Genomic DNA, 26312 nt, shown 5'->3' with positions numbered 1-26312 from the left:
CCGCCGGACCAACGCCGGTCACCGGTCCGGGCGGCCGGACCCCTCGTCCGCGCCGCCGGGCCGCTCCCCGTCCTCCTCGCCGTCCCCGTCGAGCCACGCCCGCAGCTCCTCCCGCAGCGACCGCTGGAACGTGGTCAGCAGCGCCTGCACCACCAGCGGGTGCATGTGGGCGGACAGGGACTTCACGTCCCGCGCGTCGCGTTCGGCGACCGCGTCGCGCAGCAGCCTGGACAGATCGCGGGCGGCGGCGCGGGAGTGGTCGAGGAGGGCCGTGCGGGCGGCGAGGACCGTCTCGTGGGACAGGGGCACGTCGAGCAGCTCGACGCCGAGCCGGAGCAGCCCGGCGTCGACGCGGTAGGCGTCCCCGTCCCGCGCGAGGACGTCCATCGCCGCGAGCCGATCCACCTCCTCGTCGCTCAGCGGCCGGCCCGCCCGCCGGTCCAGCTCCTCCCGGCCGAGGGTCTCCACCGTGTCCGGCGCCCACGAGGCCACCACCGCGCGATGCAGGGCGAGGTCGTGCGCGGTCAGCCCGGGCGGCAGCTGCCCGAGGTACCGCTCGATCGCCGCGAGCGTCATGCCCTGGTGCTGCAGCTCCTCGATCAGCGCCAGCCGGGCCAGGTGCTCCCTGCCGTAGTGCCCCACCCGGCGCGGACCGATCGCCGGCGGGGGCAGCAGCCCCTTGGTGCCGTAGAAGCGGACCGTGCGCACCGTGACCCCGGCCCGCGCGGCCAGCTCGTCGATCGTGAGGGTCGGCTCCTCGGTGTCGGGCGTCGTCATGTTCAGCAGTATCGCTGTCTCACCAATGCTGCGAAACCTCACGGGCCCCCTCGATGACCGCGGTGTGAAAACCCGGTGATCATCACGCAAGCCCGAGAGGGGATCGTGTGAGAAGTAACGCTCTGTGACATGAACCACCGCGTATGAGCGGAGCGTCATGGGAAAGTGCTGCATTGGTCTGTGCCGCGATGGGTGGTGCGGGCCGTGTCACTGTACGGACGACCCGGGCGCACCCGGCCCGGGCGCACCAGAGAGTGGAACCACCCGTGAGCAAGGACGCCGTGTACACGGCACAGGTCGCCGCCCACCCCGAGGCGACTGCGACGCCCGCGGACGCGGGCGACGCCGGCTACAGCAAGGACCTCAAGGCGCGCCACGTCAACATGATCGCCATCGGCGGCGCCATCGGTACCGGCCTCTTCCTCGGCGCCGGAGGGCGCCTCCACGACGCGGGTCCGGCGCTCGCGCTGGCGTATCTCGTCTGCGGCGTCTTCGCCTTCTTCGTCGTCAGGGCGCTCGGCGAGCTCGTCCTCTACCGGCCCTCGTCCGGCTCCTTCGTGTCGTACGCGCGCGAGTTCCTGGGCGAGAAGGGCGCGTACGTCGCCGGCTGGATGTACTTCCTGAACTGGTCGACGACCGGAATCGCGGACATCACCGCGATCGCGCTCTACACGCACTACTGGAGCCTGTTCACGAGCATCCCGCAGTGGGTGCTCGCCCTGATCGCGCTCGCCGTCGTGCTGGCCGTGAACCTCATCTCGGTGAAGATCTTCGGCGAGATGGAGTTCTGGTTCGCGATCATCAAGGTCGCCACGCTCGTCGGCTTCATGCTGATCGGCATCTTCCTGCTGGCCACCCAGCACGACGTGGGCGGCCACACCCCGGGCCTGAGCATGATCACCGACCACGGCGGTGTCTTCCCGCACGGTCTGATGCCCGTCGTCCTGGTCATGCAGGGCGTGATCTTCGCCTACGCGGCCCTGGAGCTGGTCGGCGTCGCCGCCGGCGAGACCGCCGAGCCGGAGAAGGTCGTCCCGCGCGCGGTGAACTCGATCATGTGGCGCGTCGGCCTCTTCTACGTCGGCTCGGTCGTCCTGCTGGCCCTGCTGCTGCCCGGCTCGGTCTACTCGGGTGACCAGAGCCCCTTCGTCACGGTGCTGTCCAAGATCGGCGTCCCGGCGGCCGGCGACGTGATGAACCTGGTCGTCCTGACCGCCGCGATGTCCTCCCTGAACTCCGGCCTGTACTCCACCGGCCGCATCCTGCGCTCCATGGCGATGGCGGGTTCCGCGCCGAAGTTCACCCGCGTGATGAGCCGCAGCCAGGTCCCCTACGGCGGCATCCTGCTGACCTGCGCGGTGTGCGTGCTCGGCGTCGGTCTGAACTACCTGATGCCGAGCCAGGCCTTCGAGATCGTCCTGAACGTGGCCTCCCTGGGCATCATCAGCACCTGGGTGATCATCATGATCTGCCACCTGATCTTCGTCCGCCGCGCCCGCGCGGGCCAGGTCACCCGGCCGCACTTCCGCCTGCCCGGCAGCCCGGTCACGGAGATCGCCACGATCGCCTTCCTGCTGGCCTGCCTCGGCATGATGTGGAACGACCCCGAGGTCGGCCGCAAGACCCTGCTGCTCATCCCCCTGATCGCGCTGATGCTGGTCGCCGGCTGGTTCGGCGTGCGCCGCCGGGTCGTGCGGAACACCGACAGGGAGCTGTCCGAGCTGACGAACTAGCAGGCCGGGGCCGTTGTCAGTGGCGGCCCCTAGGGTGGCGTCATGTCGGAGATCACGTACGTCCGGGGTGACGCCACCGTCCCGTCGGTGAAGGGCGTCAAAGTGATCGCCCATGTCTGCAACGACCTGGGCGGCTGGGGCAAGGGCTTCGTCCTGGCCGTCTCGCGCCGCTGGCCGGAGCCGGAGGCGGCCTACCGCGCCTGGCATCGCGACCGCGCGGCGAACGACTTCGCGCTGGGCGCCGTCCAGCTGGTCCGGGTCGAGCCGTACGTGTGGGTGGCCAACATGATCGGCCAGCGCGGCATCAGAACCGGCAGCAAGGGCGTCCCCGTCCGCTACGAGGCGATCGACACGGCCCTTGCCCGCCTCGCCGACGAGGCCACCGCCCTGGACGCCTCCGTCCACATGCCCCGCATAGGCTGCGGACTGGCCGGGGGCAGCTGGTCCCGGATCGAGCCGCTCATCACCGAGCGGCTGGTCGCACGGGGCATCGCCGTGACGGTGTACGACCAGGACTGACCCGGCCCGGCCGGCGGGCACCGGAGCGGGCGAGGTCAGTCCCGCGCGGCGAACGCCCGCAGCAGGCAGTCGGTCAGCAGCCTCGCGGCGGACCCGTCCGGGTCCATACGGGGATTGAAGATCGTCACGTCGAGGCCGGCCGCACCCGGCCCGGACAGCGCCGTCCGCAGGACGGTCTCCAGCTCCCGCGGGTCCAGCCCGCCGGGCTGCCGGTAGTCGACCGCCGGCATGACCGCGTCGTCCAGTACGTCGGCGTCCAGGTGCACCCAGAACCCGTCGCCGCGACCCTCGCCGGTCAGCAGCCCGACCGCGCGGCGCGCCGCCTCCGCCGCGCCGAGGTCCCGCACCGCGTCGAGGTCCATCGCGTGCAGCGCGGGCGGCAGCGGCTGCATCCTGGCGGCCGCGGACTCCTCGGTGTCCCGGAAGCCGAAGGCGACCACGTCCTCGTCCCGCACCAGCGGGCCGAGCCCCTCGAAGCGGGTCAGGACGCCGGGACCGCGGCCGGTCGCCAGGGCGAGCTCCATGGAGGCCGCCTCGCCGGCCGGCTCCGCCGACGGCTGGTAGAAGTCGGTGTGGCCGTCCAGGAAGAGCAGACCGCACCGCCCCCGGCGGCGCAGCGCCAGCAGATTGCCGAGCAGGACGCTGCAGTCACCGCCCAGCACCAGCGGGAACCGGCCGTCGTCGAGGACACCGCCCACGGCGTCCGCCAGCGCGACCGTGTAGGCGGCGATCCCGGCCGGATTGAGCACCCCGGTCTCCGGGTCCCGCCCGGGGTCGTAGGCGGGCGGCTCGACCCTGCCCGCCCGCACCGCGCCGAGCCCGGCGGCCAGACCGGCGCCGACCAGCGCCTCCGGCAGCTCCTCGACGCCGCTCGGCCGCAGTCCCAGCACGGAGGGAGCCTCGATGATCGCCACGTCCCGCACGTCCGGCTCCTTCGTCCGCCCGGCGGCGCCGGCCGGTCCGCGCGCCCGGCGCACGCACCCACCGTAGACCGCCGGGCGGCACCCGGCGCGTCAGTGCTCGTGCACGTCGTTCGTCGCGGCGATCTTCTTCCACGACTTCGGCTGCGCGGGCGCGTCCGACGCCGTCGCGAGGGCGGCCGCGCGCGCCGCCGGCGCGGCCGGCTTCGACGGCTGGTACAGCCAGGTGTCGAACAGCGCGTCAAGCGGCCGGCCGGTCACCTCCTCGGCGTACCGCCGGAAGTCGGCGACGGACGCGTTGCCATGGGCGTACTTCTGCGGCCAGCCCTTCAGCAGGGTGAAGAACGCCTCGTCGCCGATCTCGTTCCGCAGCGCCTGCAGGGCCAGCGCGCCCCGGTCGTACACGGCGATGTCGAACTGGTTCTCCGGCCCCGGGTCACCGGGCCGCACCGTCCAGAACGGGTCGTCCGCCGGATGCGAGGCGTAGGTGTAGTCGGCCAGCTCCTGCGCCGTGCCCTCGCCCTCGTGCTCGGACCACAGCCACTGCGCGTACCGCGCGAAGCCCTCGTTGATCCAGATGTCCTTCCAGCCGCGCACGGACACGAGGTCGCCGTACCACTGGTGGGCCAGCTCGTGGACGACGACGGACACGTTCGAGCCGTTCGCGAACTGCCGCGGGCTGTAGAACGGCCGGGTCTGCGTCTCCAGCGCGTACCCGGTGTCCGTGTTCGGCACGTATCCGCCGAGCGCGTTGTACGGGTAGGGCCCGAAGTACCCGGTCAGCCAGTCGGCGACCTCCCCGGTCCGCTCCACGCTGGCCCGTGCCGCGCCGTCGCGGGCGCCCAGGTCCTTGCTGTACGCGTTGACGACCGGAATGCCGCCCTCGGTGGTACCCGTGGTGAGGTCGAACCTGCCGACGGCCAGCGTCGCGAGGTAGGTGGCCTGTGGTTTGTCGGACCGCCAGTTCCAGCGGGTCCAGCCGAGCCGCGAGACGGTCGACTGGAGCGTGCCGTTGGAGATGGCCTGGGTGCCGTCCGGCACCTGCACGGACACGTCGTAGGTGGCCTTGTCGAGCGGGTGGTCGTTGCTCGGGAACCACCACCAGGCCGCCTCGGGCTCGTTGGCGGCGACACCGCCGTCCGGGGTGCGGTGCCAGCTGGTGAAGCCGTACGCCTGCTCCGACGACGGCACGCCGCTGTAGCGGACCACGACGGTGACGGGCGTTCCCTTGCGCAGCGGGCTCTTCGGCGTGATCTCCAGCTCGTGCTCGCCGGAGGTCGCGAAGGACGCCTTCGCGCCGTTCACCCTCACCTCGCCGACGTCCAGCAGAAAGTCCAGATTGAAGCGTGTCAGGTCCTGGGTGGTCCGCGCCAGGATCGTCGCCGTCCCCTCCAGCCGGTCGGTGGCCGGCTGGTACTTCAGGCGCAGGTCGTAGTGGGAGACGTCGTATCCGCCGTTGCCGTAGGCCGGGTAGTAGGGGTCGCCGATGCCCGGAGCGCCGGTGGAGGGGCTCGCCGCCGAGGCCGGGATCGCCAGCATGACGGAGGCGGCGCCCAGTGCGGCCGGCACGGTGATTCTGCGGTGCACGAAGGCTCCAAACGGTAGGAGGTGGAAGTCTGTTCGGATCCTATTGAGTCCCTGTCAGCCCAGCCGTGTCCATGGCCGCCGCTGTCACACGATCGCCATCCGGCCGTCATACGACACCCGCCACGGCTCCCTCACGATCCCCGTGCGCTTCCCGCATGCCCTCTTCTGCCCGGCAGTTGACCGATGTACCGTCCCGCGCATGCCGACACGCATGCGCTTCACGATCTGGAGACCGCTCGCGACGGCGGCCACCGCCGCCCTCATGGCAGCCTTCCTCTCGCCCACGGCGGCCGAGGCCGCCCCGAGCCGCAGCGAACCCGTCCACTCCTACGACGACGCCATCCGTGAGGCCGTCTGGGTGGACACCGGATACGACGGGGACGGCGACGGCGAGGACGACCGGGTCGCCGTCGACATCGTCCGCCCGCGCGAACCCGCGCGGCAGGGCCGGAAGATCCCGGTCATCATGGACGCCAGCCCCTACTACTCCTGCTGCGGGCGCGGCAACGAGAGCCAGAAGAAGACGTACGACGCCGACGGCGACGTCGTCCAGATGCCGCTGTTCTACGACAACTACTTCGTGCCGCGCGGCTATGCCGTCATCGGCGTCGACCTGGCCGGCACCAACCGCTCCGACGGCTGTGTCGACGTCGGCGGCCGCTCCGACATCCAGTCCGCGAAGGCCGTCGTCGACTGGCTGAACGGCCGTGCGAAGGCGTACACCACCCGCACCGGCACCGAGCGCGCCGCGGCCACCTGGACCAACGGCCGCACCGGGATGATCGGCAAGAGCTGGGACGGCACCATCGCCAACGGCGTCGCCGCCACCGGCGTCGAGGGCCTGGAGACGATCGTCCCCATCGCCGCGATCTCCTCCTGGTACGACTACTACTTCACCAAGGGCGCCCCGCTGTACGGCTCGGGCCCCGACTGGCTGTCGGACTACGTCAACAGCCCCGACGCCCGCGCCCGGTGCGACGCCGTCCAGCAAAGGCTCGTCGACGGCGCGCCCCGCACCGGCGACTGGACGCGCCTGTGGACCGAACGCGACTACGTGAAGGACGCGGGCAAGGTCCGGGCGAGCGTCTTCCTCGTCCACGGCATGCAGGACCTCAACGTCCGCATGCAGCACGTCGGGCCCTGGTGGGACGCCCTGGCGAAGAACGGCGTCGACCGCAAGATCTGGCTCTCTCAGACCGGCCACGTCGACCCGTTCGACTTCCGCCGCGCCGAGTGGGTCGAGACCCTGCACCGCTGGTTCGACCACGAACTCCTCGGCTACGACAACGGCATCGACCGCGAACCCATGGCCGACATCGAACGCAGCCCCGACCGGTGGGTCACCTCCGAGAGCTGGCCGCCGCGCGGCACGCGGACCACCACGCTGCACCCCGGCGAGGGCGACCGGCCGGGCGTCGGCACCCTCGGCCTGCGCACGAACCGCGGCAGTGAGAGCTTCACCGACGACCCGTCGCTGAGCGAGACCGACTGGGCCGCGCACATCGACGAGCCGACCCCGCACAAGGCCGGGTTCGTCACCCGTCCGCTCAGCCGCGACCTGCGCCTGTCCGGCTCCTCCACGGTGACCGTGACCGCGACCCCGACCACCCGGACGGCCCATCTCTCCGCCGTCCTCGTCGACCTCGGCCCCGACACGATCCGCGACTACGCCGACGGCGGCGAGGGCATCACCACGCTCACCGACCGCACCTGCTGGGGCGCGAGCACCGCGGGCGACAGTGCCTGCTACAAGGAGACCGCGGCCAAGACGGCCGACGTGGAGTACACGGTCGTCAGCCGCGGCTGGGCCGACCTCGGCAACCACGCGTCCAAGTGGCGGGGCGTCCCGCTCACCCCGGGCAAGGCCCACACCATCACCCTGGACCTGGCGGCCACCGACCACGTCGTCCCGGCCGGCCACCGCCTCGCGCTGATCGTCGCGGGCACCGACAAGGACCTCATCGACCCGCCCGCCGACACGCCGACGCTCACCCTGGACCTCTCCCGCACGTCGGCCCGCGTACCGTTCGTCGGCGGCACGGCCGCGTTCGCCCGGGCCACCTCCGGCGCGGCACCGGCCGCTTCGGCGGGCGCGGTCACGCCCCTCGACGGCGTGACCGCGCCGCACACCACCCACCGCGTCCCGGACGGAGGCCAGTGAACCGTTTCCACGCCCTGACCCTGACCGCGGCCGCCCTCGCCGCGTCGCTCGTCGCGGCACCGGCCCAGGCCGCCGGTATCCCGCACTCCCCGCCGCGCACCGGCTTCGAGCAGTCCCACGGCGCCCGCTGGACCACCCAGCCCGAGGAACAGGCCCTCCTCGCCGCCGCCGACCGGGCGAGCGCCCGCGTCGCCGTCGACCGCATCGGCACCACGAAACAGGGCCGGCCGCTGCAACTCGTCACGATCGGCAGGCACTCCGCCCCGAACAAGGTGCTCCTCGTGTGCAGCCAGCACGGCGACGAACCCTCCGGCCGCGAGGCCTGCCTGTCCACGGTCCGCGACCTCGCGTACGCCGAGGACCGGCGGACCCGGCGCTTCCTGGACCGCACGACCGTGCTGGTGATCCCCACCGCCAACCCCGACGGCCGGGCCGCCGACACCCGCGGCAACGGCGACGGGGTGGACGTCAACCGCGACCACCTCGCCCTGCGCACGGCCGAGGCACGCGCCCTGGCCGCCGTGGTCCGCGACCGGCGCCCCGACGTCGTCTACGACCTGCACGAGTACGGGGCCACACCCCCGTACTACGACAAGGACCTGTTCGACCTGTGGCCCCGCAACCTCAACACCGACGCGGCGGTCCACGACGAGGCCGAGACCCTGTCCCGGGCGTACGTCCGCCCCGCCGCCGAGGGGGCCGGCTACTCGACCGGCACCTACGGCATCTGGACCGACCCCGTCACCGGCGACCCGGTCAAACAGACCGCCGGGGACGGCCAGGAACGCATCCTGCGCAACATGTCCGGCGTCAAGCACGCGGTCGGCCTGCTCATCGAGAGCCGTGTCGACGCCCTCACGGACGCCGAGCAGCGGGACGAGGCACTGAACAACCGGCGCCGGGTCGCCTCCCAACTCGCCGCGCTGCGCGGCCTGTCCGCCTACTCGGACGAGCGCCGCGGACGCATCGAGGCGGCGACCGGCGCGGCCCGGCTGGCCGGCCTCGCCGACACCGGACCGGTCTACGTCGGCGGCGCGGACAACGACCCGCCCGACCCCGCCCAGGTGATCCAGGACCCGCCCTGCGGGTACCGGCTCACCCCTGGTCAGTACGCGGAGGTGAAGGACGAACTCGCGCTGCACGGCGTACGGGTGCGCCCGGACGGCGACGGCGCCCGCGTACCGCTGCGTCAGCCGCTGCGCGCCCTCGTGCCGCTGCTGCTCGACGAGCGCGCGGCATACCACCTGACGGCGGGTGAACCGGACATGAACTGCTGATGGGGTGAGTTCTGCGTCACATGTGGTAAGGGCCTACCAGGGGTCATTCTCGGCCTCGTCGACTCGCTGAAAGGTGCCGCCTGTGACGCAGGACCGACCAAGCGACAACGATCACTTCCCGAAGGGCTCGCTGCCGGGTTCGGAAGCGGGCCTCGCCGGGCCGGAACGGCCCCGGACCGACCGGGTCGTGTTCGGGGTCACCGCCGTACTGACCCTCGCCTTCGTCGTCTGGGGCGCGGCCGCGACGGACTCCCTGGAGGACGTCTCCAGCAGCGCGCTCAGCGGCCTGATGCACAACGGCGGCTGGGCGTTCATGCTGGCCGCCTCCGGGTTCGTCGTCTTCGCGCTCTGGCTCGCCGTCAGCCGCTACGGCCGGATCCACCTCGGCGCCGAGGGCGAGGAGCCCGAGTTCCGCACGGTGTCCTGGGTCGCGATGATGTTCAGCGCGGGCATGGGCATCGGCCTGATGTTCTACGGCGTGAGCGAGCCGCTGGCGCACTACACGACGGCCCCGCCCGGCACCGACCCGGCCGACTCCGGCCAGCGCATGGAACTGGCCATGGCCACCACGCTCTTCCACTGGACGCTCCATCCGTGGGCCATCTACGCCGTGGTCGGCCTGGGCATCGCCTACAGCACCTTCCGCAGGCGCCGCCGCCAGACCATCAGCGCCGTGTTCACCCCGCTCATGGGCGAGAAGCACGCGAACGGCGTGGGCGGGCGCATCATCGACATGCTCGCGATCGTCGCCACCGTCTTCGGCTCCGCGGCCTCGCTCGGGCTCGGCGCGCTGCAGATCGGCTCCGGTGTGCAGGAACTGGACTGGATGGACAAGGTGAGCACCGGGCTGCTCGTCGGCATCATCGCGGTGCTGACCGCTGCCTTCGTCGTGTCCGCCGTCTCGGGCGTGGAGCGGGGCATCCAGTGGCTGTCCAACACCAACATGGTGCTGGCCCTGCTGCTCGCCCTGTTCGTGTTCGTCGCAGGCCCGACCATCATCGTCCTCGACCTGCTGCCCACCTCGGTCTTCGCCTACCTCGGCGAACTGCCGCAGCTGGCCGGCCGCACCGAGGCCAGCGGCGGCGAGGGCGTCGCGGACTGGCTGGGCAGCTGGACCGTCTTCTACTGGGCCTGGTGGATCTCCTGGACGCCCTTCGTCGGTATGTTCATCGCCCGCATCAGCCGGGGCCGCACGATCCGGCAGTTCGTCGGCGGCGTCATCCTCGTGCCCAGCACGGTCAGCCTGGTCTGGTTCGCCGTCTTCGGCGGCTCGGCGATGAAGATGCAGGAACAGGGACGCCTCGGCGCGGAGACGACCCCCGAGGGCCAGCTCTTCGCCGTGCTGCGGGAGTTCCCCATCGCCACCGTCACCAGCCTGCTGGTGATGGTCCTCGTCGGCATCTTCTTCGTCTCGGGCGCCGACGCCGCCTCGATCGTCATGGGCACCCTCTCGCAGCGGGGCGCGCTCGAACCGGGCCGTCTGGTGGTGGTGTTCTGGGGTGTGGTCACCGGGGCGGTCGCGGCCATCATGCTCCTGGTCGGCAGCGGCCAGGGCGACGCGCTCACCGGCCTGCAGAACCTGACGATCCTCGCGGCGGCCCCGTTCGTCATCGTGATGATCTTCATGTGCGTCGCCCTCATGCGCGACCTGCGCCGGGACCCGCTCATCGTGCGCGGCGAAATGGGTTCCGAGGCGGTCGGGATGGCCGTCATCGAGGGTCACCGCCGGTACGACGGCGATTTCGAGATCCGCATCGGACCGGGCGCCGGCACCGACGTGGAGGGCGATCCGATCGGCAACAAGCACGACTGACCGGACGCGGGCGGACCCCGGTCAGCGGGAGGCGAGCCGCGCCGCCTCCCGCGCACAGCCCCAGGCCACGGTCACGCCCGCGCCGCCGTGCCCGTAGTTGTGCACCAGCAGCCGCCCGTCCGGCAGCTCCTCGCGCTCCAGCCGCACCGCGTCCCGCGCCGGCCGCAGGCCCACCCGGTGCTCCAGCACCCGCGCCCCGGCGATCTCCGGCCGCAGCGCCGCGCACCGCCGGACGATCGCCTCCGCCACGGCCGGGTCCGGCTCCGCCGCCCACGAGTCCTCCTGGGCCGTGCCGCCCAGGACGAGCCGGCCGGGCTGCGGGAAGAAGTACGCCATCTCCCCCGAGACGGGGTCGGTGGAGACCAGCCAGGTGCGGATGCCCGGGTTCTCCACGACGACCAGCTGCCCGCGCACCGGACGCACGGACGCGTCCGGCACCAGGTCCCGGGCGCCCAGCCCCGTGCAGTTGACCACGACCGGCGCCCCGGCCTCCGCCAGGCCGGTCACCGCCCGCGTCTCCACCACCCCGCCCGCCGCCAGCAACCGCTCCCGCAGCCACGGCAGATGAGCCCGCATGTCGATGAGCGGCAGCCGGGCCCACAGCCCCGTCCCGCCGTACTCCTGGGTGGTCGCCGCCCGCAGCCCTGGCAGCCGGGCGCCGGCCCAGCCGCCGGCCTCGTCCAGGTCCGTCTCGCCCAGCACTCCTTCGACCATGCGTACGCCGGTCAGCCCGGGCCGTGCCGCCAACTCCTCGTACACGCCCAGGGAATGCAGCGCCCACTCCCGCGCCGACACGACCGGCTCGATGCGGTAGGGCCACCACAGCGCGCCGGCGACCGCCGAGGTGGTGCGCTCGACGGGGTCCCGCGTCCACAGCCGCACCCGCCTGCCGCTCTCGGCGAGCACCACGGCCGTCGTCAGACCGATCACCCCGCCGCCGACCACGACGACCTCGTCACCCGGTTCGCTGCCCACACCGGGACGTTAACCGAATACGCCGCGCCGTGCGCACATCGGTGCCGCGCCGGGAATACTCACCGCATGGCTGCCGAGTACGCGACCTTCGGTCTGGCACCGGCGATGCGGGCCGGGGGAGTCCTCTCCGACGGCGACTACCAGGTCCACCGGGACTTCGTGGACTTCATCGTCGACGGACGTCCCCTGCTGTTCCGGCTCTCCGACCTGGACGCCGTCTCGCCGCTCGCCTCCGACATCCCGCCCGCCATCTTCACCGCGCAGGTCCGCAGCCTGCTGCTGGAGACCGACGCCCCGCTGCCCGGCGGCCGGTACGTCATCTACGGCTGTCCCGAGTGCGAGGACCTGGCCTGCGGCGCCGTGACCGCCGTGATCCGGCGCGACGGCGACGACTTCGTCTGGCGGGACTTCGCCTGGCAGACCGGCGAACACGCCGACCTGGAGCTCAACGGCTACCACGGCATCGGCCCGTTCCGCTTCTCCGGCGCCGAGTACCGCGCGGCGCTGGCCGCCCTGCTCGACGGCACCGCGCACACCGGCCGCCGCGTCCTGCTGATTGGCGACCGCGTCGCCCTGCTCGCCAGGCTCGCCGCCGCGCTGCGCACCATCGGCATCGGCGCCGACATCACCCGTGACGCCGGTGACGTCCCGGCCGACGAACTGCGCGCCTACGGAGCCGTCGCCTTCGGCCGCTCGGTCGGCGAACAGGAGCGGGCCGCCGTCCGCCGCGCCTTCACCGGCGCCGGGGTCGACGTGGCCTACGTCGACGGCCTCGCCCCGATCGTCCCGCTGCTCGTCGCCCAGATCGAACACGCCCTGGACCGCGGCCCGGTGGAGCGGCGCCGCCTGACCCGGCTGGCCGCGGCCGACGGCGCCGCGGACGTCGAGGTCAGCTCGCCCTGCCGGGTGCGGCTCACCGCGTACCGCGTCGACCGCCTGAACCGCACCCACACCCACGAGGTCTTCGACGGGATCCTTGAACCGGGCAGCCACCGCATCCCCCTGGACCCGAAGACGGCGAAGGGGGAGTCCTTCGTCGTGGCGAGGGAGTCGGGCAGCGTGCTGGTGGAGGCCGTGACCCGCCGGAAACCCGGCTGAACGGGAGGAGCGCCGGCCGTTAGGATCGGCGCTCTGATGACTGCCACCCTCGTCGCCAAGAACCTCGCCGCCGGCCACGCGGACCGCTCCCTGTTCACCGGGCTCGACCTCGTCGTCGCGCCCGGGGACGTCATCGGGCTGGTCGGGGCCAACGGCGCGGGCAAGTCCACCCTGCTGCGGATGCTCGCCGGACTGACCGCACCGGAACAGGGCGAGCTGCGCCTGTCCCCGCCGACGGCGACCGTCGGTCACCTGCCGCAGGAGCCGGAGCGCCGGCCCGGCGAGACCGTCCGGGCGTTCCTGGCCCGCCGCACCGGCGTGACCGAGGCCCAGCGGGCGATGGACGAGGCCACCCAGGCGCTGGTGGACGGAGCCCCCGGCGCCGACGACGCGTACGCGACGAGCCTGGAGCGCTGGCTCGCCCTCGGCGGCGCCGACCTCGACGACCGCGCGGAGGAGACCGCCGACGCCCTGGGCCTCGCGGTGGACCTCGACCAGCCGATGACGTCGCTGTCCGGCGGCCAGGCGGCACGCGCCGGTCTCGCCTCCCTGCTCCTGTCCCGCTACGACGTCTTCCTGCTGGACGAGCCGACCAACGACCTCGACCTGGACGGCCTGGAACGCCTCGAACGCTTCGTGACCGGACTGCGCGCCGGCACGGTCGTCGTCAGCCACGACCGCGAGTTCCTCACCCGCACCGTCACCAAGGTCCTCGAACTCGACCTCGCCCAGCGGCGGATCAACCTCTACGGCGGCGGCTACGAGGCGTACCTGGAGGAACGCGAGGTGGCCCGCCGGCACGCCCGCGACGAGTACGAGGAGTACGCCGACAAGCGGGCGGCCCTCCAGGACCGGGCCCAGATGCAGCGCGCCTGGATGGACAAGGGCGTCAAGAACGCCCGGCGCAAGGCGGGCGACAACGACAAGATCGGCCGCAAGTTCCGCAGCGAGGCCAGCGAGAAGCAGGCCGCCAAGGCCCGCCAGACCCAGCGCATGATCGAACGGCTGGAGGTCGTCGAGGAACCCCGCAAGGAGTGGGAACTGCGCATGGAGATCGCCTCGGCCCCGAGGTCGGGCGCGGTGGTCGCCACCCTGCGGGACGCCGAGGTACGGCGCGGCGGCTTCGTCCTCGGCCCGGTCTGCCTCCAGATCGACTGGGCGGACCGGGTCGCGGTCACCGGGGCGAACGGCGCGGGCAAGTCCACCCTGCTCGGCGCCCTCCTGGGCCGCGTCCCGCTCGACGCGGGGCACGCGGCGCTGGGCTCCGGCGTCCTGCTCGGCGAGGTCGACCAGGCACGCAAGCTGTTCCACGGGCCCGAATCGCTGCTCGACGCCTTCCGCACGGCGACCCCGGACACCGAACCGGCCGACATCCGCACCCTGCTCGCCAAGTTCGGCCTCAAGACCGACCACGTCCTGCGCCCGGCCTCCACGCTCTCCCCGGGCGAACGCACGAGGGCCGCCCTGGCCCTGCTCCAGGGCCGGGGCGTCAACCTCCTGGTCCTGGACGAGCCGACCAACCACCTCGACCTGCCGGCCATCGAACAACTGGAATCGGCCCTGGACGCCTACGAGGGCACCCTCCTCCTGGTCACCCACGACCGCCGCATGCTGAACGCCGTAAGGGTCACCCGCCGCCTGGAGGTGACCCACGGCAAGGTGACGGAACGGACCTAGCTGCGGGCAGTCGATGCCGTCAGCCCGCGGGCGGCACCCCGTCAGCGCCGGGCTGCGCACCCCACCCCTGAGCCACAACGCCGGGCGCCCCCACAACGCAGGGGCACCCGGCGCACCGGACGACTAGGCCAACCCGGCCCGCCGCAACGCGTCGGCCATCGCCCCGTTGGCAGGCGGCGGAGCCTGCCGCCCACCACGATCCCCACCGCGCCCCTGGCGCTGTTGCTGCTGCCGCTGCTTCGGCGGCCGCCCACCCCGCTGCGCCCCCCGCTGCTCCCCTTGCGGAGCAGCCTCGTCGTCCAACCGCAACGTCAACGAGATCCGCTTGCGCGGAATGTCGACGTCCAGCACCTTCACCTTGACGATGTCCCCGGGCTTGACCACATCGCGCGGATCCTTGACGAACGTCTTCGACATCGCGGACACGTGCACCAGCCCGTCCTGGTGCACACCGACGTCCACGAACGCCCCGAACGCCGCGACGTTCGTGACGACACCCTCCAGGACCATCCCGGACGACAGGTCGGAGATCTTCTCCACACCCTCCTTGAAGCTGGCCGTCCGGAACGCCGGCCGCGGGTCGCGCCCCGGCTTCTCCAGCTCCTTGAGGATGTCCGTCACCGTCGGCAGACCGAACGTCTCGTCCACGAAGTCCGTCGGCTTCAGCGACCGCAGCACCGCCGTGTTGCCGACCAGGGAGGCCACCTCCTGCCCGGTGGTCTTCACCATCCGGCGCACCACCGGGTACGCCTCGGGGTGCACGCTGGACGCGTCCAGCGGGTCGTCGCCGCCCCGGATCCGCAGGAAGCCCGCGCACTGCTCGTACGCCTTCGGCCCGAGCCGCGGCACCTTCTTCAGCTCGGCCCGGGACCTGAACGGTCCGTTGGTGTCCCGGTGGGCCACGATGTTCTCGGCGAGCCCGGAGGTGATGCCCGAGACGCGGGCGAGCAGCGGTGCCGACGCCGTGTTGACGTCCACGCCCACGCCGTTGACGCAGTCCTCGACCACCGCGTCCAGCGAGCGCGACAGCTTCACCTCGGACAGGTCGTGCTGGTACTGGCCGACGCCGATCGACTTCGGGTCGATCTTCACCAGCTCGGCCAGCGGGTCCTGGAGCCGGCGGGCGATGGACACCGCGCCGCGCAGCGAGACGTCCATGTCCGGCAGCTCCCGCGAGGCGAAGGCGGAGGCCGAGTACACGGAGGCGCCCGCCTCGGACACCATCACCTTGGTGAGCTTCAGCTCCGGGTGCTTGGCGATGAGCTCCCCGGCGAGCTTGTCGGTCTCGCGGGACGCCGTGCCGTTGCCGATGGCGATCAGTTCGACCGCGTGCTCCTTCGCCAGCCGCGCCAGCTTGGCGATCGCCTCGTCCCAGCGGTTGGCCGGGACGTGCGGGTGGATCACGTCGGTGGCCACGACCTTGCCGGTGGCGTCGACCACGGCGACCTTGACACCCGTGCGGAAGCCCGGGTCGAGGCCGAGCGTCGCGCGCGTACCGGCCGGGGCGGCCAGCAGCAGGTCGCGCAGGTTCGCGGCGAACACGTTCACCGCCTCGTCCTCGGCGGCCGTGCGCAGCCGCAGCCTGAGGTCGATGCCGAGGTGCACCAGGATGCGGGTGCGCCAGGCCCAGCGGACCGTGTCGGCGAGCCACTTGTCGCCGGGCCGGCCGCGGTCGGCGATCCCGAACCGGCTCGCGACGATCCCCTCGTACGACGACGGACCGTCGGTGGGCTCCTCCGGTTCGAGGACGAGGTCGAGGACCTCCTCCTTCTCACCCCGCAGCATCGCCAGGATCCGGTGCGAGGGCAGCTCGGTGAACGGCTCGGCGAAGCCGAAGTAGTCGGCGAACTTGGCGCCCGCCTCCTCCTTGCCCTCCTTCACCTTGGCGGCCAGCCGGCCCCGCGTCCACATCCGCTCGCGCAGCTCCCCGATCAGGTCGGCGTCCTCCGAGAACTTCTCCGTGAGGATCGCCCGGGCCCCGTCCAGCGCGGCCTGCGCGTCGGCCACGCCCTTGGCGGCGTCGACGAACGCGGCGGCCGCGGCGAGCGGGTCGACGCCCGGATCACCGAGCAGCCCCTCGGCCAGCGGCTCCAGGCCGGCCTCGCGCGCGATCTGCGCCTTGGTGCGCCGCTTCGGCTTGAACGGCAGGTAGATGTCCTCCAGGCGCGCCTTGGTCTCCGCCCCGCGGATCCGCGCCTCCAGCTCGTCGGTGAGCTTGCCCTGCTCGCGCACCGAGTCGAGGATCGCCGAACGCCGGTCCTCCAGTTCACGCAGATAGCGCAGCCGCTCCTCGATCGTGCGCAGCTGCGCGTCGTCGAGCATCTCGGTGGCTTCCTTGCGGTAGCGGGCGATGAAGGGCACCGTCGAGCCGCCGTCGAGCAGCTCCACCGCGGCCTTCACCTGCCGCTCCCGTACGCCGAGCTCCTCGGCGATCCTGCCTTCGATGGACCCTGGTGCAATGGACCCGCTGGACCCGGGTGTCGTCACGATCCCGTACCGCCTTCTCACTGAGGTTGCGCGGCAATTGTGGCAGGTGGTGCCGACAATCGGGGATCAGGGCGCCGCACCGGCCGGTCGTGGCTCCCGGTGAGCCGCCCGGGGGCTTCAGACCCTGCGGCCGTGTCCGGCGGACGAGGCCCCGCCGAAGAGCCGGGCCAGGGCCCGGAAGGGAAGCGTCACCACGGTGGCGACGGCGCCGCCGATCTGGCGCAGTACGTCTGCGATGGCACGGAACACGAAGAACTCCTTTCCTCTCCCGGCCCCTGCGGCCGGGAGAGGCACGGGTACCTCGGCGACGGCCCGGCATGCCCGGGGGACGCGCCGGGCCGCCGTGCTCACCGCTTGCCGAGCAGGTCCGCCGGGAAGGCACCGGCGCCGAGCGCGGTGCGTGCGAAGGCCGCCGCGAGCTCCGTCAGGCGCGCCACGTCCTTGTCGCCCAGGTGCGCGTAGGGGGCCGCGTCCAGCCGGTCCGTCTCGTGTTCGATCTCCTCGCGCAGCGCGACGCCCCGCCCGGTCAGTTCGCCGTCCTCGTCGAGCAGGCCCCGGTCCCGCAGCCGGGCCGTCGCCGCGTCCCACTCCTGCCGCGTCCAGCCACGGGTGCTGAAGACCCACTTGGGCGCCAGGCCCTTGCCGGTCGCGGTGTGGGTCACCAGCGCCTCCAGGCCGTCGAGACCGGCGGCCATCAGCGCGGCGAGGTGCCCGTCGCCCCGGTGCTCGCGCAGCAGGGTCGCGGCGTGCCAGTACGCCAGGTGGGGCTCCTCGGGCACGGGCAGATCGGCGTGGGCGGAGTACAGCGGGCGGGCGCTGCGCGAACAGCCCTCGGCGGCCCGCAGCGCCAGGCGGGCGGCCTCCGCCATGTCCGCGGACGTCACGGCGTCCTCGCCCAGCAGGCGGCGCAGCGTCGCGTCGACGGCCCGCAGGCGCGCGGCCAGGACCTGCTCCGGGCCGGCCGTCGCCCACACCGCGGGCACGTGCCGGGCGACGAGCTCGTACTTGTAGTTGTAGAACGTCGCCGCCACCGCACCGGCCCCGACCGGTCCGAGGGCGGCGGCCCGCACCGCGAAGTTGACGGCCTGGGGTTCGGTGATGCCGAGAGCACCCGCTTCCCGGCCCAGGTCGGGCGAGAAGTAGTGCGTCGAGTGCAGCGAGTTGAGCGCGTTGTGGCAGCGGCGCGCGGCGCGTCCGTCGAGGGTGGCAGTCGTCATGCCGCGCACGTTACCAACCGCTCAGTACGCCCTCCACGGCCCCGCGCGGCATGGCAGGAAAGGTGGGGAACTCGTCATTGCGGCCGTCGCCGGGTGGGAAAACAATCGTGTGCATGGCGCAGCGAACCGTCCTCGTCGTCCTCTTCGACGACGTCCAGAGCCTCGACGTCACCGGCCCCGTGGAGGTCTTCGCGGGCGCCGAGAAGCACACGCCGGGGATGTACCGCATCCGGACGGCCTCCCTGGACGGGCGCCCCGTGCGCACCTCCAGCGGACTGGCCCTCGTACCGGACCTGGCCCTCGCCGCCGCGCCGGAGCCGCACACCCTCCTGGTCCCCGGCGGCCAGGGCACCCGCAGGCCCGACCCGCGCCTGACCGACTGGCTGCGCCGGCACGGCCCCCGCGCCCGCAGACTGGTCTCCGTGTGCACCGGGGCGGCCCTGCTCGCCGCGGCCGGACTCCTGGACGGGCGCCGGGCCACCACGCACTGGGCCTACTGCGACAAGCTCGCCCGCGACCACCCGGCCGTCGACGTCGACCCCGACCCCATCTACGTCCGGGACGGGCACATCGCCACCTCCGCCGGCGTCACCTCGGGCATCGACCTCGCCCTGGCCCTGGTCGAGGAGGACCTGGGCCGGGACGTGGCCCTCACCGTCGCCCGCCACCTGGTCGTCTTCCTGCGCCGGCCCGGGAACCAGTCGCAGTTCAGCGCCCAGCTCGCCGCCCAGACCGCGCGCCGCGAGCCCCTGCGGGAGGTCCAGCAGTGGATCACCGAGCACCCCGGCGCCGACCTGAGCGTCGGGTCCCTCGCCGCCCGCGCCCGGCTCTCCCCGCGCCACTTCGCCCGTGCCTTCCAGGCCGAGACCGGCACCACACCCGGCCGGTACGTCGACCGGGTCCGCCTCGAACACGCCCGCCGCCTGCTGGAGGACACCGCCGACGGCGTCGAGGAGATCTCCCGCGCCAGCGGCTACGGCACGCCCGAGGCCATGCGCCGCGCCTTCCTCAGGGCACTCGGCACCTCACCGGCCGAGTACCGCCGCCGGTTCCGTCCCGCCCCCGTCCACTGAGCCCCGCACCACCGCCGACACCATGGGAAGGAAACCCGTGCAGATCGCCATCGTCCTCTACGACCGCTTCACCGCACTCGACGCCGTGGGCCCGTACGAGACCCTCGGCCGCCTCCCGGACGCCGAGACCGTCTTCGTCGCCGAGCGGACCGGCCCGGTCCGCAACGAGACCGGGAACCTCGCCCTCACCGCCGACAGGACCCTCGCGGACGTCCCGGCCCCCGACATCGTCGTCGTCCCGGGCGGACCCGGGCAGACCCCGCAGATGGAGAACGAGGCCCTGCTGGACTGGCTGCGCACCGCCGACGCCACCAGCACCTGGACCACCTCGGTGTGCACCGGCTCCCTTCTGCTCGCCGCCGCCGGGCTGCTCCGGGGCCGCCGGGCCACCTCGCACTGGCTGGCCCTGGACTTCCTGAAGCGGTTCGGCGCCGAGCCGACGGGGGAGCGGGTGGTCACCGACGGCAAGTACGTCACCGCGGCCGGCGTCTCCTCCGGCATCGACATGGGGCTCACCCTGCTCGGCCGGATCGCCGGCGACGACCACGCCCGGGCCGTGCAGCTGCTCACCGAGTACGACCCGCAGCCGCCCTACGACGCCGGGTCCCCGCAGAAGGCGCCCGCGCACCTCGTCGAGGAGTTCCGCGGCAGGAGCCGGTTCATCCTGACGTAGGCACGCTCCAGGTGAAGCGCGGCTGCCTGCGCTCCAGGAACGCGGCGACGCCCTCCGCGGTGTCGCCGCTGCCGCGTGCCTGTGCGGACCAGTGCGCGTCCCGGTCGGTGCGCCCGTCCGCGAACTCCTTCGCCGCGGCCTGGGTCAGCTGCGAGCGCGACACCAGGATCCGGGTGAACTCCGCGACGCGCTTGCCGAGTTCGCCCTCGGGCAGCACCTCGTCGACCAGGCCCGTGCGCAGTGCCTGCCCGGCGTCGATCAACTCGCCCGAGAACAGCAGGTACTTGGCGGTGGCCGGCCCCACCAGCGACACCAGCCGCCGGGTCGCGGACGCCGGATAGACGACGCCCAGCTTGGCCGGCGTCACCCCGAACAGCGCCCCCTCCTCGGCGAACCGCAGATCGCAGGCCGCGGCCAACTGGGCCCCGCCGCCCACGCAGTGCCCCCGGACCGCCGCCAGCGTGGGCTTGGGGAAGGCGGCGAGCGCCTCCTCGGCGCGCACGGCGAGCCCCTGCGCCTCCTCGGCCGACTCGCGCAGGGCCGAGATGTCGGCCCCGGCGCAGAAGGTCGCGCCCTCGCCGGTGAGCACCAGCGCCCGCACCGCCGGATCGCCCGCCAGGGCGTCGAGCAGCGGCGGGAGCGCCCGCCACATCGCGGCCGTCATGGCGTTGCGCTTGGCGGGGTGGTGGACGACGACGGTGGCGACCGAGTCGGCGACCCGGTGCAGCAGCTGCGGCTCCATGCGCCGGATGCTATCGGGGCCCGGGCAGGGCCCCGGAAGGACCTCTCGCGGAACCGGTCGGGCGGACGGGTGCGGGAGCCGCCAAACCCGTACAACCCGAATAGTTCGCCGAGTCGGCGCAAGCGGGGCAGGAACAGTCCCACAACTGACCGTGTCATACGCCAACGATCAGAAACGCTCGATATCCGCCGACTTGTGTTCAGGTCTCCGGAGCGGAGCGACTCGTTACCAACACTCAGGGGTGTGGTGACAATCGAGCGCAAGGGTGGCGACCGGACGATGGACAACCACGGGCGCGGGCCCGGCCCACGCCCAGAGGGCCCGGCAGCGGCCCCCGACGAGACCGGGCCCACCGGGCCGCTGCCGTACGAAGGCGTCTGGCGGTTCACCGCCCCCGCCGTCGACGTCTCGGTCCCGCAGGCCCGGCACGCCGTGCGGGACCTGCTGCTGCGCCAGGGGGTACCGGTCTCCGACGACGTGACCCAGGGCCTGCTGCTGATCGTCTCGGAGCTGGTCACGAACGCCGTCCGGCACGCGGCGCTGCTGTCCCCGATGCTCGCCGTGGAGGTCGCCGTCGGCCCCGAGTGGGTCCGGGTGTCCGTGGAGGACAACCACCCCTACCGCCCGACCGCCCTGGAGGCCGACCACGGCCGGACCGGCGGACGCGGACTGCTCCTGGTGCGCGAGATCGCCCGGGAGGCCGGCGGGGCCTGCGACGTCGCGCACACGGCGAGCGGCGGCAAGGTGATCTGGGCCGCCCTGCCGCTCAAACACGCTCAGCTGCCGTAGGGGCGCCTCACCAGCCGGCGGACGGGCCCGTCAGCTCCCGGACCGCGGGACGGGCCGCGTCCAGCACCGTCATGAACCACGCCGAGAACGTGTCCTTCGCGTGCCGCTCGGCCAGCTCGGCCGGGGTCGCGAAGGCCGTCTGCGCCACCTCCTCGGGATCGGGCCGCACGGGTGCCTGCACCAGGCCGACGAACAGGTGGTTGTACTCCTGCTCGACCAGACCGGAGGCCGGGTCGGGGTGGTTGTAGCGCACCGTGCCCGCCTCGGCGAGCAGCGACGGGGAGACCCCCAGCTCCTCGTACGTCCGCCGGGCCGCCGCCGCGAAGGGCGCCTCGCCGGGGTAGGGGTGACCGCAGCAGGTGTTGGACCACACGCCGGGGGAGTGGTACTTGCCCAGCGCGCGCTGCTGGAGCAGCAGCCGGCCGCGCTCGTCGAAGAGGAACACGGAGAAGGCGCGGTGCAGCAGCCCCGGCGGCTGGTGCGCGGCGAGCTTCTCCTCGGTGCCGATCGTGACGCCGTTCTCGTCGACCAGTTCCAGCAAAATCGCGTCTGCGGCGCCGCTCGACGAGCTGTGCGTCTCGGCGGCAGGTGTGATCGGCATACCCATCCTTCGCATCGGTCCTCGCGCCCCAAGTGTGCCGTACGAATCCGGCACTCCCGGCACTTCGCGGCGCACCCGCATGTCCCCGCGCCCGGCGGCGCGGGCCGCGGCCGTCACCGGTCGGACGCCGGAAGGGGACCCGGTAGAAGATCGTGCCCGGCGGCGGGAACCGGGAACCGTCCGAGAACCGGTGACAGGGCCGGGGACTCAGCGACGGAGCCGGGGACTCAGTGACACAGCCGGGCCTCGTGCTCCGCGTGGCCGCCGGGCTCCAGCTGGAAGGTGCAGTGCTCCACGTCGAAGTGGTCGCCGAGGCAGCCCTGCAGCTCGTGCAGCATCTTCTCGTGGCCGATCGCGGTCAGCACCTCGGTGCTCACCACCACGTGCGCCGACAGCACCGGCATTCCCGAGGTGATCGTCCAGGCGTGCAGGTCGTGGACGTCCTCCACCCCGTCCAGCGCCAGTATGTGGGAGCGCACCTCGGCGATGTCCACGTCCTTGGGTGCCGCCTCCAGCAGCACGTCGAGCGTCTCGCGCAGCAGCCGCAAGGTGCGCGGCACGATCATCAGGCCGATGACCAGCGAGGCGATCGGGTCGGCCGGCTGCCAGCCCGTGCCCAGGATCACCAGTGCCGAGACGATCACGGCCAGGGAGCCCAGGGCGTCCGCCGCGACCTCCAGGAAGGCGCCGCGCACGTTCAGGCTCTCCCGCTGCCCGCGCATCAGCAGCGTCAGCGACACCATGTTCGCCACCAGGCCGACCGCGCCGAACACCACGGTCAGCCCGCCCTCGGTGCCGGCGGGCGTCATGAACCGCTCGATCGCCTCGTACAGGACATAACCGCCGACCCCGAGGAGCAGCAGACAGTTGGCGAGGGCGGCCAGGATCTCCGCGCGGGCGTACCCGAACGTCCGCCGGTCGCTCGGCGGGCGGCTCGCGAAGTGGATCGCCAGCAGCGCCATGCCGAGGCCCACCGCGTCCGTCGCCATGTGTGCCGCGTCGGCGATCAGCGCGAGCGAGTCGGCGAGCACACCGCCCACGATCTCGACGACCATGACGGTGAGGGTGATCGCCAGCGCCACCCGCAGTCTGCCGCGGTACGCGGCGGTCACCGTGCCGCCGGCGGGAGCGCCGTGCGCGTGCCCGTGCCCGTGATCGTGCCCAGCCCCCATGAAAGCCGCCTCTCCGTGTGCGTCCGGAGCACAGTCAACTACGGGAGGGGGGTATCCGCAACGCGGCACTGAACACCGTTGTCATGTGCCCTGACCTGCAAAAACGTTGCCCAGGTCAGAGCGCCGCAGCAGCGCGGGCCCGGCCCACCGGCGTCCGCCGGCGACGGACTGCGGCGGCGCCGTTCGGCCGGGCGGACGACTCACCACCCGGCGCGATGTCCACGATGTCCGTTCTGGGAGCGCGGTTTGTGGGGCGGGCCCCGGATCCACGATGATGATCGCGGCAAAGACGGGTGCACGTCGCGGCGACCGACCGTGAAACGGGCGGTGAACGCGGCGCTCCGGGCATCCGATAGCCTCTGCCGACATGCCGCCCGGGTGCCGCAGGCACGGGCGCCCCACCATGCACAGGCCCGGCGCCCCGGCGTCGGCACCCAGGGAGTGAGTTCGGTTGTCGACCGCCATCCTCACCGGTCAGCCGGTCCCCGGTTCGTCGATCGAGGACGATCTGCGGTCCCTCGGTTTCGACGTGCGCCCCGCTGCCGACGCCGCCGACGCCGAGACCCTGCTGGCCCGCGTGCCCGCCGGGGAACGGGTCGCCGTGGTCGACGCCCGCTTCGTGGGCCACCTGCACGCCCTGCGCCTCGGCCTCACCGACCCGCGCTTCCCGCTCGCCGCCGTCCCGGGTGCCGTGACGGCCCAGCCGGACGCCCGCCAGGCGCTGACCCGGGCGATGGCCCGCGAGAACTCCGCCGGCGCCGGCACGGCCGGTGGGGGCGCCCCCGCGCGAGCGTCGATCGTGAGGGACGTCGACAGCCTCGCCGACCGGATCGTCGCCGTCCTCGACGCCGACGGCGAGGCCGTGCACCGGCCCGAGCTGGGCAGCCTCGTCGCCGCCGTCCCCGCCGACCCGCAGGCCCGCAACGAGGCACGGCAGGCGGTGGCCTCGGTCGACGAGGAGGCCGTGCGCCTGAAGTCGGCCGTCAAAGGCCGCGACGGCTTCTTCACCACCTTCTTCATCAGCCCCTACTCCCGCTACATCGCCCGCTGGTGCGCCCGGCGCGGTCTGACCCCCAACCAGGTCACCACCGCCTCGCTGCTCACCGCGCTCATAGCGGCGGGCTGCGCCGCCACCGGCACCCGCGGCGGTTTCGTCGCCGCCGGCATCCTGCTGATCGCCTCCTTCGTCCTCGACTGCACCGACGGGCAGCTCGCCCGCTACTCCCTGCAGTACTCCACGCTCGGCGCCTGGCTGGACGCCACCTTCGACCGCGCCAAGGAGTACGCCTACTACGCCGGCCTCGCCCTCGGAGCCGCCCGCGGCGGCGACGACGTGTGGGCCCTCGCCCTCGGCGCGATGGTCCTCCAGACCTGCCGGCACGTCGTGGACTTCTCCTTCAACGAGGCCAACCACGACGCCACCGCCAACACCAGCCCCACCGCCGCCCTCTCCGACAGGCTGGACAGCGTCGGCTGGACCGTCTGGTTGCGCCGCATGATCGTCCTGCCGATCGGCGAACGCTGGGCCATGATCGCCGTCCTGACCGCGGCCACCACCCCGCGGATCACCTTCTACGTCCTGCTGATCGGCTGCGCCTTCGCCGCGACGTACACCACCGCGGGCCGGGTGCTGCGCTCGCTCACCCGCAAGGCGCGGCGGACGGACCGGGCGGCGCAGGCGCTCGCCGACCTCGCCGACTCGGGCCCCCTCGCCGAGGGCTTCGCCGCCGCCTTCAAGCGGCCCGCCCGCCGGCTGCCCGGCTTCACCGCCCCGGCCGTCGCCCTCCTCGGCGGCGCCGCCGTCGTCGCCACGGCCGCGCTGACCGGCTTCGGCAGCCCCTGGCCGGCGGTCGCCGCGCTCGGGTACGCCCTGACCTCCGGCCTGGCCGTCGCCCGCCCCCTCAAGGGCGCCCTCGACTGGCTCGTCCCCCCGTTCTTCCGCGCCGCCGAGTACGGCACCGTCCTCGTACTGGCGGCCAAAGCGGACGTGAACGGGGCACTTCCGGCAGCTTTCGGACTGGTGTCCGCGGTCGCCTACCATCACTACGACACGGTCTACCGCATCCGCGGCGACGCGGGCGCGCCCCCGCGCCTGCTGGTGCGGGCGATCGGGGGGCACGAGGGGCGCACGCTGCTGATCGCCGTGCTGGCCGTCCTGCTCACCGCCACTGATTTCAAGGTCGCGCTCACGGTCCTCGCCGTGGCCGTCGCCCTCGTGGTGCTCGTGGAGAGCATCCGCTTCTGGGTCGCCGCCCACAAGGGCGGCTCACCCGCCGTACACGACGAAGGAGAACCCGCATGATCGGCCTCGTGCTGGCGGCCGGCGCCGGACGGCGTCTGCGCCCCTACACCGACACCCTGCCCAAGGCGCTGGTGCCGGTGGGGCCCGAGGGCGCGGAGGACAGCCTGACGGTGCTGGACCTGACCCTGGGCAACTTCGCCGAGGTGGGTCTGACCGAGGTCGGGATCATCGTCGGGTACCGCAAGGAGGCGGTGTACGCGCGCAAGGAGGCGCTGGAGGCGAAGTACGGCCTCAAGCTCACCCTCATCGACAACGACAAGGCCGAGGAGTGGAACAACGCCTACTCCCTGTGGTGCGGCCGTGACGCCCTCAAGGACGGCGTGATCCTCGCCAACGGCGACACCGTGCACCCGGTCTCCGTGGAGAAGACGCTGCTCGCGGCCCGCGGCGACGGCAAGAAGATCATCCTCGCGCTCGACACGGTGAAGAAGCTCGCCGACGAGGAGATGAAGGTCGTCGTCGACCCGGACAAGGGCGTGCAGCGGATCACCAAGCTGATGGACCCGGCGGAGGCGACCGGCGAGTACATCGGTGTCACGCTGATCGAGGGCGAGGCGGCGGCCGAGCTGGCGGACGCGCTGAAGGCGACCTTCGAGCGGGACCCGCAGCTGTACTACGAGGACGGCTACCAGGAGCTGGTGAACCGCGGCTTCAAGGTCGACGTGGCGCCGATCGGCGACGTCAAGTGGGTCGAGATCGACAACCACGACGACCTCGCC

General features: G+C 72.8%; 22 protein-coding genes. 12 read left to right on the top strand and 10 right to left on the bottom strand.

Annotated elements, in window-relative coordinates:
* Positions 1 to 18: 18 nt before the first annotated feature.
* Positions 19 to 777 carry a MerR family transcriptional regulator gene (locus H0H10_RS08515; RefSeq protein ID WP_188180247.1) on the bottom strand — a complete coding sequence of 253 codons (759 nt, stop codon included), beginning with the start codon at positions 775 to 777 and terminating at the stop codon, positions 19 to 21.
* A 266-nt stretch (positions 778 to 1043) separates the two neighbouring features.
* Between H0H10_RS08515 and H0H10_RS08510 the strand changes: the two genes are divergently transcribed.
* Together H0H10_RS08510 and H0H10_RS08505 are read left to right on the top strand one after the other, a co-directional pair.
* The gene (locus H0H10_RS08510; protein WP_188180246.1) at positions 1044 to 2510 is read left to right on the top strand and encodes an amino acid permease; all 1467 of its coding nucleotides are present in this window, start codon (positions 1044 to 1046) and stop codon (positions 2508 to 2510) included.
* Between the two features lie 42 nt (positions 2511 to 2552).
* Entirely contained in the window at positions 2553 to 3029 is a 477-nt protein-coding gene (locus H0H10_RS08505) for a macro domain-containing protein (protein WP_188180245.1), read from the top strand.
* A gap of 35 nt (positions 3030 to 3064) precedes the next feature.
* Here the strand turns inward: H0H10_RS08505 and H0H10_RS08500 are convergent, their stop codons facing one another.
* Positions 3065 to 3952, bottom strand: a complete 888-nt coding sequence (locus tag H0H10_RS08500) for an arginase family protein (RefSeq protein ID WP_188180266.1) — start codon at positions 3950 to 3952, stop codon at positions 3065 to 3067.
* Positions 3953 to 4042: 90 nt separating this feature from the next.
* Positions 4043 to 5536, bottom strand: coding sequence for a M1 family metallopeptidase (locus H0H10_RS08495; RefSeq protein WP_188180244.1), 1494 nt, complete (start codon positions 5534 to 5536; stop codon positions 4043 to 4045).
* A gap of 199 nt (positions 5537 to 5735) precedes the next feature.
* Between H0H10_RS08495 and H0H10_RS08490 the strand changes: the two genes are divergently transcribed.
* The 3 genes from H0H10_RS08490 to H0H10_RS08480 all read left to right on the top strand — a co-directional run bounded on the left by H0H10_RS08490 (position 5736) and on the right by H0H10_RS08480 (position 10787).
* A complete protein-coding gene (locus tag H0H10_RS08490) occupies positions 5736 to 7697 on the top strand; it encodes a Xaa-Pro dipeptidyl-peptidase (RefSeq protein ID WP_188180243.1) in 1962 nt (653 codons plus the stop codon).
* Positions 7694 to 8974, top strand: coding sequence for a M14 family metallopeptidase (locus H0H10_RS08485; RefSeq protein WP_188180242.1), 1281 nt, complete (start codon positions 7694 to 7696; stop codon positions 8972 to 8974). Before H0H10_RS08490 ends, H0H10_RS08485 begins: the two co-directional genes overlap by 4 nt.
* Positions 8975 to 9056: 82 nt before the next feature.
* A complete protein-coding gene (locus tag H0H10_RS08480; RefSeq protein ID WP_188180241.1) occupies positions 9057 to 10787 on the top strand; it encodes a BCCT family transporter in 1731 nt (576 codons plus the stop codon).
* A gap of 21 nt (positions 10788 to 10808) precedes the next feature.
* Here H0H10_RS08480 and H0H10_RS08475 read toward each other — a convergent pair whose 3' ends face one another.
* Complete coding sequence (locus H0H10_RS08475) at positions 10809 to 11762, bottom strand: FAD-dependent oxidoreductase (RefSeq protein WP_188180240.1); 954 nt, start codon at positions 11760 to 11762, stop codon at positions 10809 to 10811.
* A gap of 66 nt (positions 11763 to 11828) precedes the next feature.
* Between H0H10_RS08475 and H0H10_RS08470 the strand changes: the two genes are divergently transcribed.
* Positions 11829 to 12860 carry an oxidoreductase gene (locus tag H0H10_RS08470; RefSeq protein WP_188180239.1) on the top strand — a complete coding sequence of 344 codons (1032 nt, stop codon included), beginning with the start codon at positions 11829 to 11831 and terminating at the stop codon, positions 12858 to 12860.
* 36 nt (positions 12861 to 12896) lie between these two features.
* Positions 12897 to 14537 (top strand): ABC-F family ATP-binding cassette domain-containing protein, encoded by a 1641-nt coding sequence (locus tag H0H10_RS08465; RefSeq protein WP_188180238.1) that lies wholly within the window; start codon positions 12897 to 12899, stop codon positions 14535 to 14537.
* Between the two features lie 123 nt (positions 14538 to 14660).
* Here H0H10_RS08465 and H0H10_RS08460 read toward each other — a convergent pair whose 3' ends face one another.
* The 3 genes from H0H10_RS08460 to H0H10_RS08455 all read right to left on the bottom strand — a co-directional run bounded on the left by H0H10_RS08460 (position 14661) and on the right by H0H10_RS08455 (position 18241).
* On the bottom strand, positions 14661 to 17024 hold the full coding sequence (locus H0H10_RS08460) for a Tex family protein (protein ID WP_188180237.1): 2364 nt from the start codon (positions 17022 to 17024) through the stop codon (positions 14661 to 14663).
* A gap of 117 nt (positions 17025 to 17141) precedes the next feature.
* Positions 17142 to 17273, bottom strand: a complete 132-nt coding sequence (locus tag H0H10_RS40500) for an LPFR motif small protein (RefSeq protein WP_309141751.1) — start codon at positions 17271 to 17273, stop codon at positions 17142 to 17144.
* A gap of 98 nt (positions 17274 to 17371) precedes the next feature.
* Positions 17372 to 18241 (bottom strand): SCO6745 family protein, encoded by an 870-nt coding sequence (locus H0H10_RS08455; protein ID WP_188180236.1) that lies wholly within the window; start codon positions 18239 to 18241, stop codon positions 17372 to 17374.
* 113 nt (positions 18242 to 18354) lie between these two features.
* Between H0H10_RS08455 and H0H10_RS08450 the strand changes: the two genes are divergently transcribed.
* Both H0H10_RS08450 and H0H10_RS08445 read left to right on the top strand, forming a co-directional pair.
* Positions 18355 to 19314, top strand: coding sequence for a GlxA family transcriptional regulator (locus H0H10_RS08450; protein ID WP_188180235.1), 960 nt, complete (start codon positions 18355 to 18357; stop codon positions 19312 to 19314).
* A gap of 37 nt (positions 19315 to 19351) precedes the next feature.
* The gene (locus tag H0H10_RS08445) at positions 19352 to 19987 is read left to right on the top strand and encodes a DJ-1/PfpI family protein (protein ID WP_188180234.1); all 636 of its coding nucleotides are present in this window, start codon (positions 19352 to 19354) and stop codon (positions 19985 to 19987) included.
* Here the strand turns inward: H0H10_RS08445 and H0H10_RS08440 are convergent.
* Positions 19974 to 20729, bottom strand: coding sequence for an enoyl-CoA hydratase/isomerase family protein (locus H0H10_RS08440; RefSeq protein WP_188180233.1), 756 nt, complete (start codon positions 20727 to 20729; stop codon positions 19974 to 19976). The two genes, H0H10_RS08445 and H0H10_RS08440, sit on opposite strands and share 14 nt — an antisense overlap.
* A 279-nt stretch (positions 20730 to 21008) precedes the next feature.
* On the opposite strand from H0H10_RS08440, the gene H0H10_RS08435 reads away from it, so the two are divergent.
* Complete coding sequence (locus H0H10_RS08435) at positions 21009 to 21518, top strand: ATP-binding protein (protein ID WP_223179569.1); 510 nt, start codon at positions 21009 to 21011, stop codon at positions 21516 to 21518.
* Between the two features lie 7 nt (positions 21519 to 21525).
* On the opposite strand, the gene idi is transcribed toward H0H10_RS08435, so the two are convergent.
* Together idi and H0H10_RS08425 are read right to left on the bottom strand one after the other, a co-directional pair.
* The gene (idi, locus tag H0H10_RS08430; RefSeq protein ID WP_188180231.1) at positions 21526 to 22119 is read right to left on the bottom strand and encodes an isopentenyl-diphosphate Delta-isomerase; all 594 of its coding nucleotides are present in this window, start codon (positions 22117 to 22119) and stop codon (positions 21526 to 21528) included.
* A 227-nt stretch (positions 22120 to 22346) separates the two neighbouring features.
* Positions 22347 to 23291 (bottom strand): cation diffusion facilitator family transporter, encoded by a 945-nt coding sequence (locus H0H10_RS08425; RefSeq protein WP_188180230.1) that lies wholly within the window; start codon positions 23289 to 23291, stop codon positions 22347 to 22349.
* A 451-nt stretch (positions 23292 to 23742) separates the two neighbouring features.
* On the opposite strand from H0H10_RS08425, the gene H0H10_RS08420 reads away from it, so the two are divergent.
* Together H0H10_RS08420 and H0H10_RS08415 are read left to right on the top strand one after the other, a co-directional pair.
* Positions 23743 to 25593, top strand: a complete 1851-nt coding sequence (locus H0H10_RS08420) for a DUF5941 domain-containing protein (RefSeq protein ID WP_188180229.1) — start codon at positions 23743 to 23745, stop codon at positions 25591 to 25593.
* The coding region (locus H0H10_RS08415; RefSeq protein WP_188180228.1) for a phosphocholine cytidylyltransferase family protein at positions 25590 to 26312 on the top strand (723 nt) is incomplete at its 3' end. The genes H0H10_RS08420 and H0H10_RS08415, both read left to right, overlap by 4 nt.

Source organism: Streptomyces griseicoloratus (genome assembly GCF_014534645.1).
Taxonomy (GTDB): domain Bacteria; phylum Actinomycetota; class Actinomycetes; order Streptomycetales; family Streptomycetaceae; genus Streptomyces; species Streptomyces griseicoloratus.
Note: the sequence above shows the minus strand (reverse complement) of the source record. Positions and strands in the feature narration are given on the sequence as shown.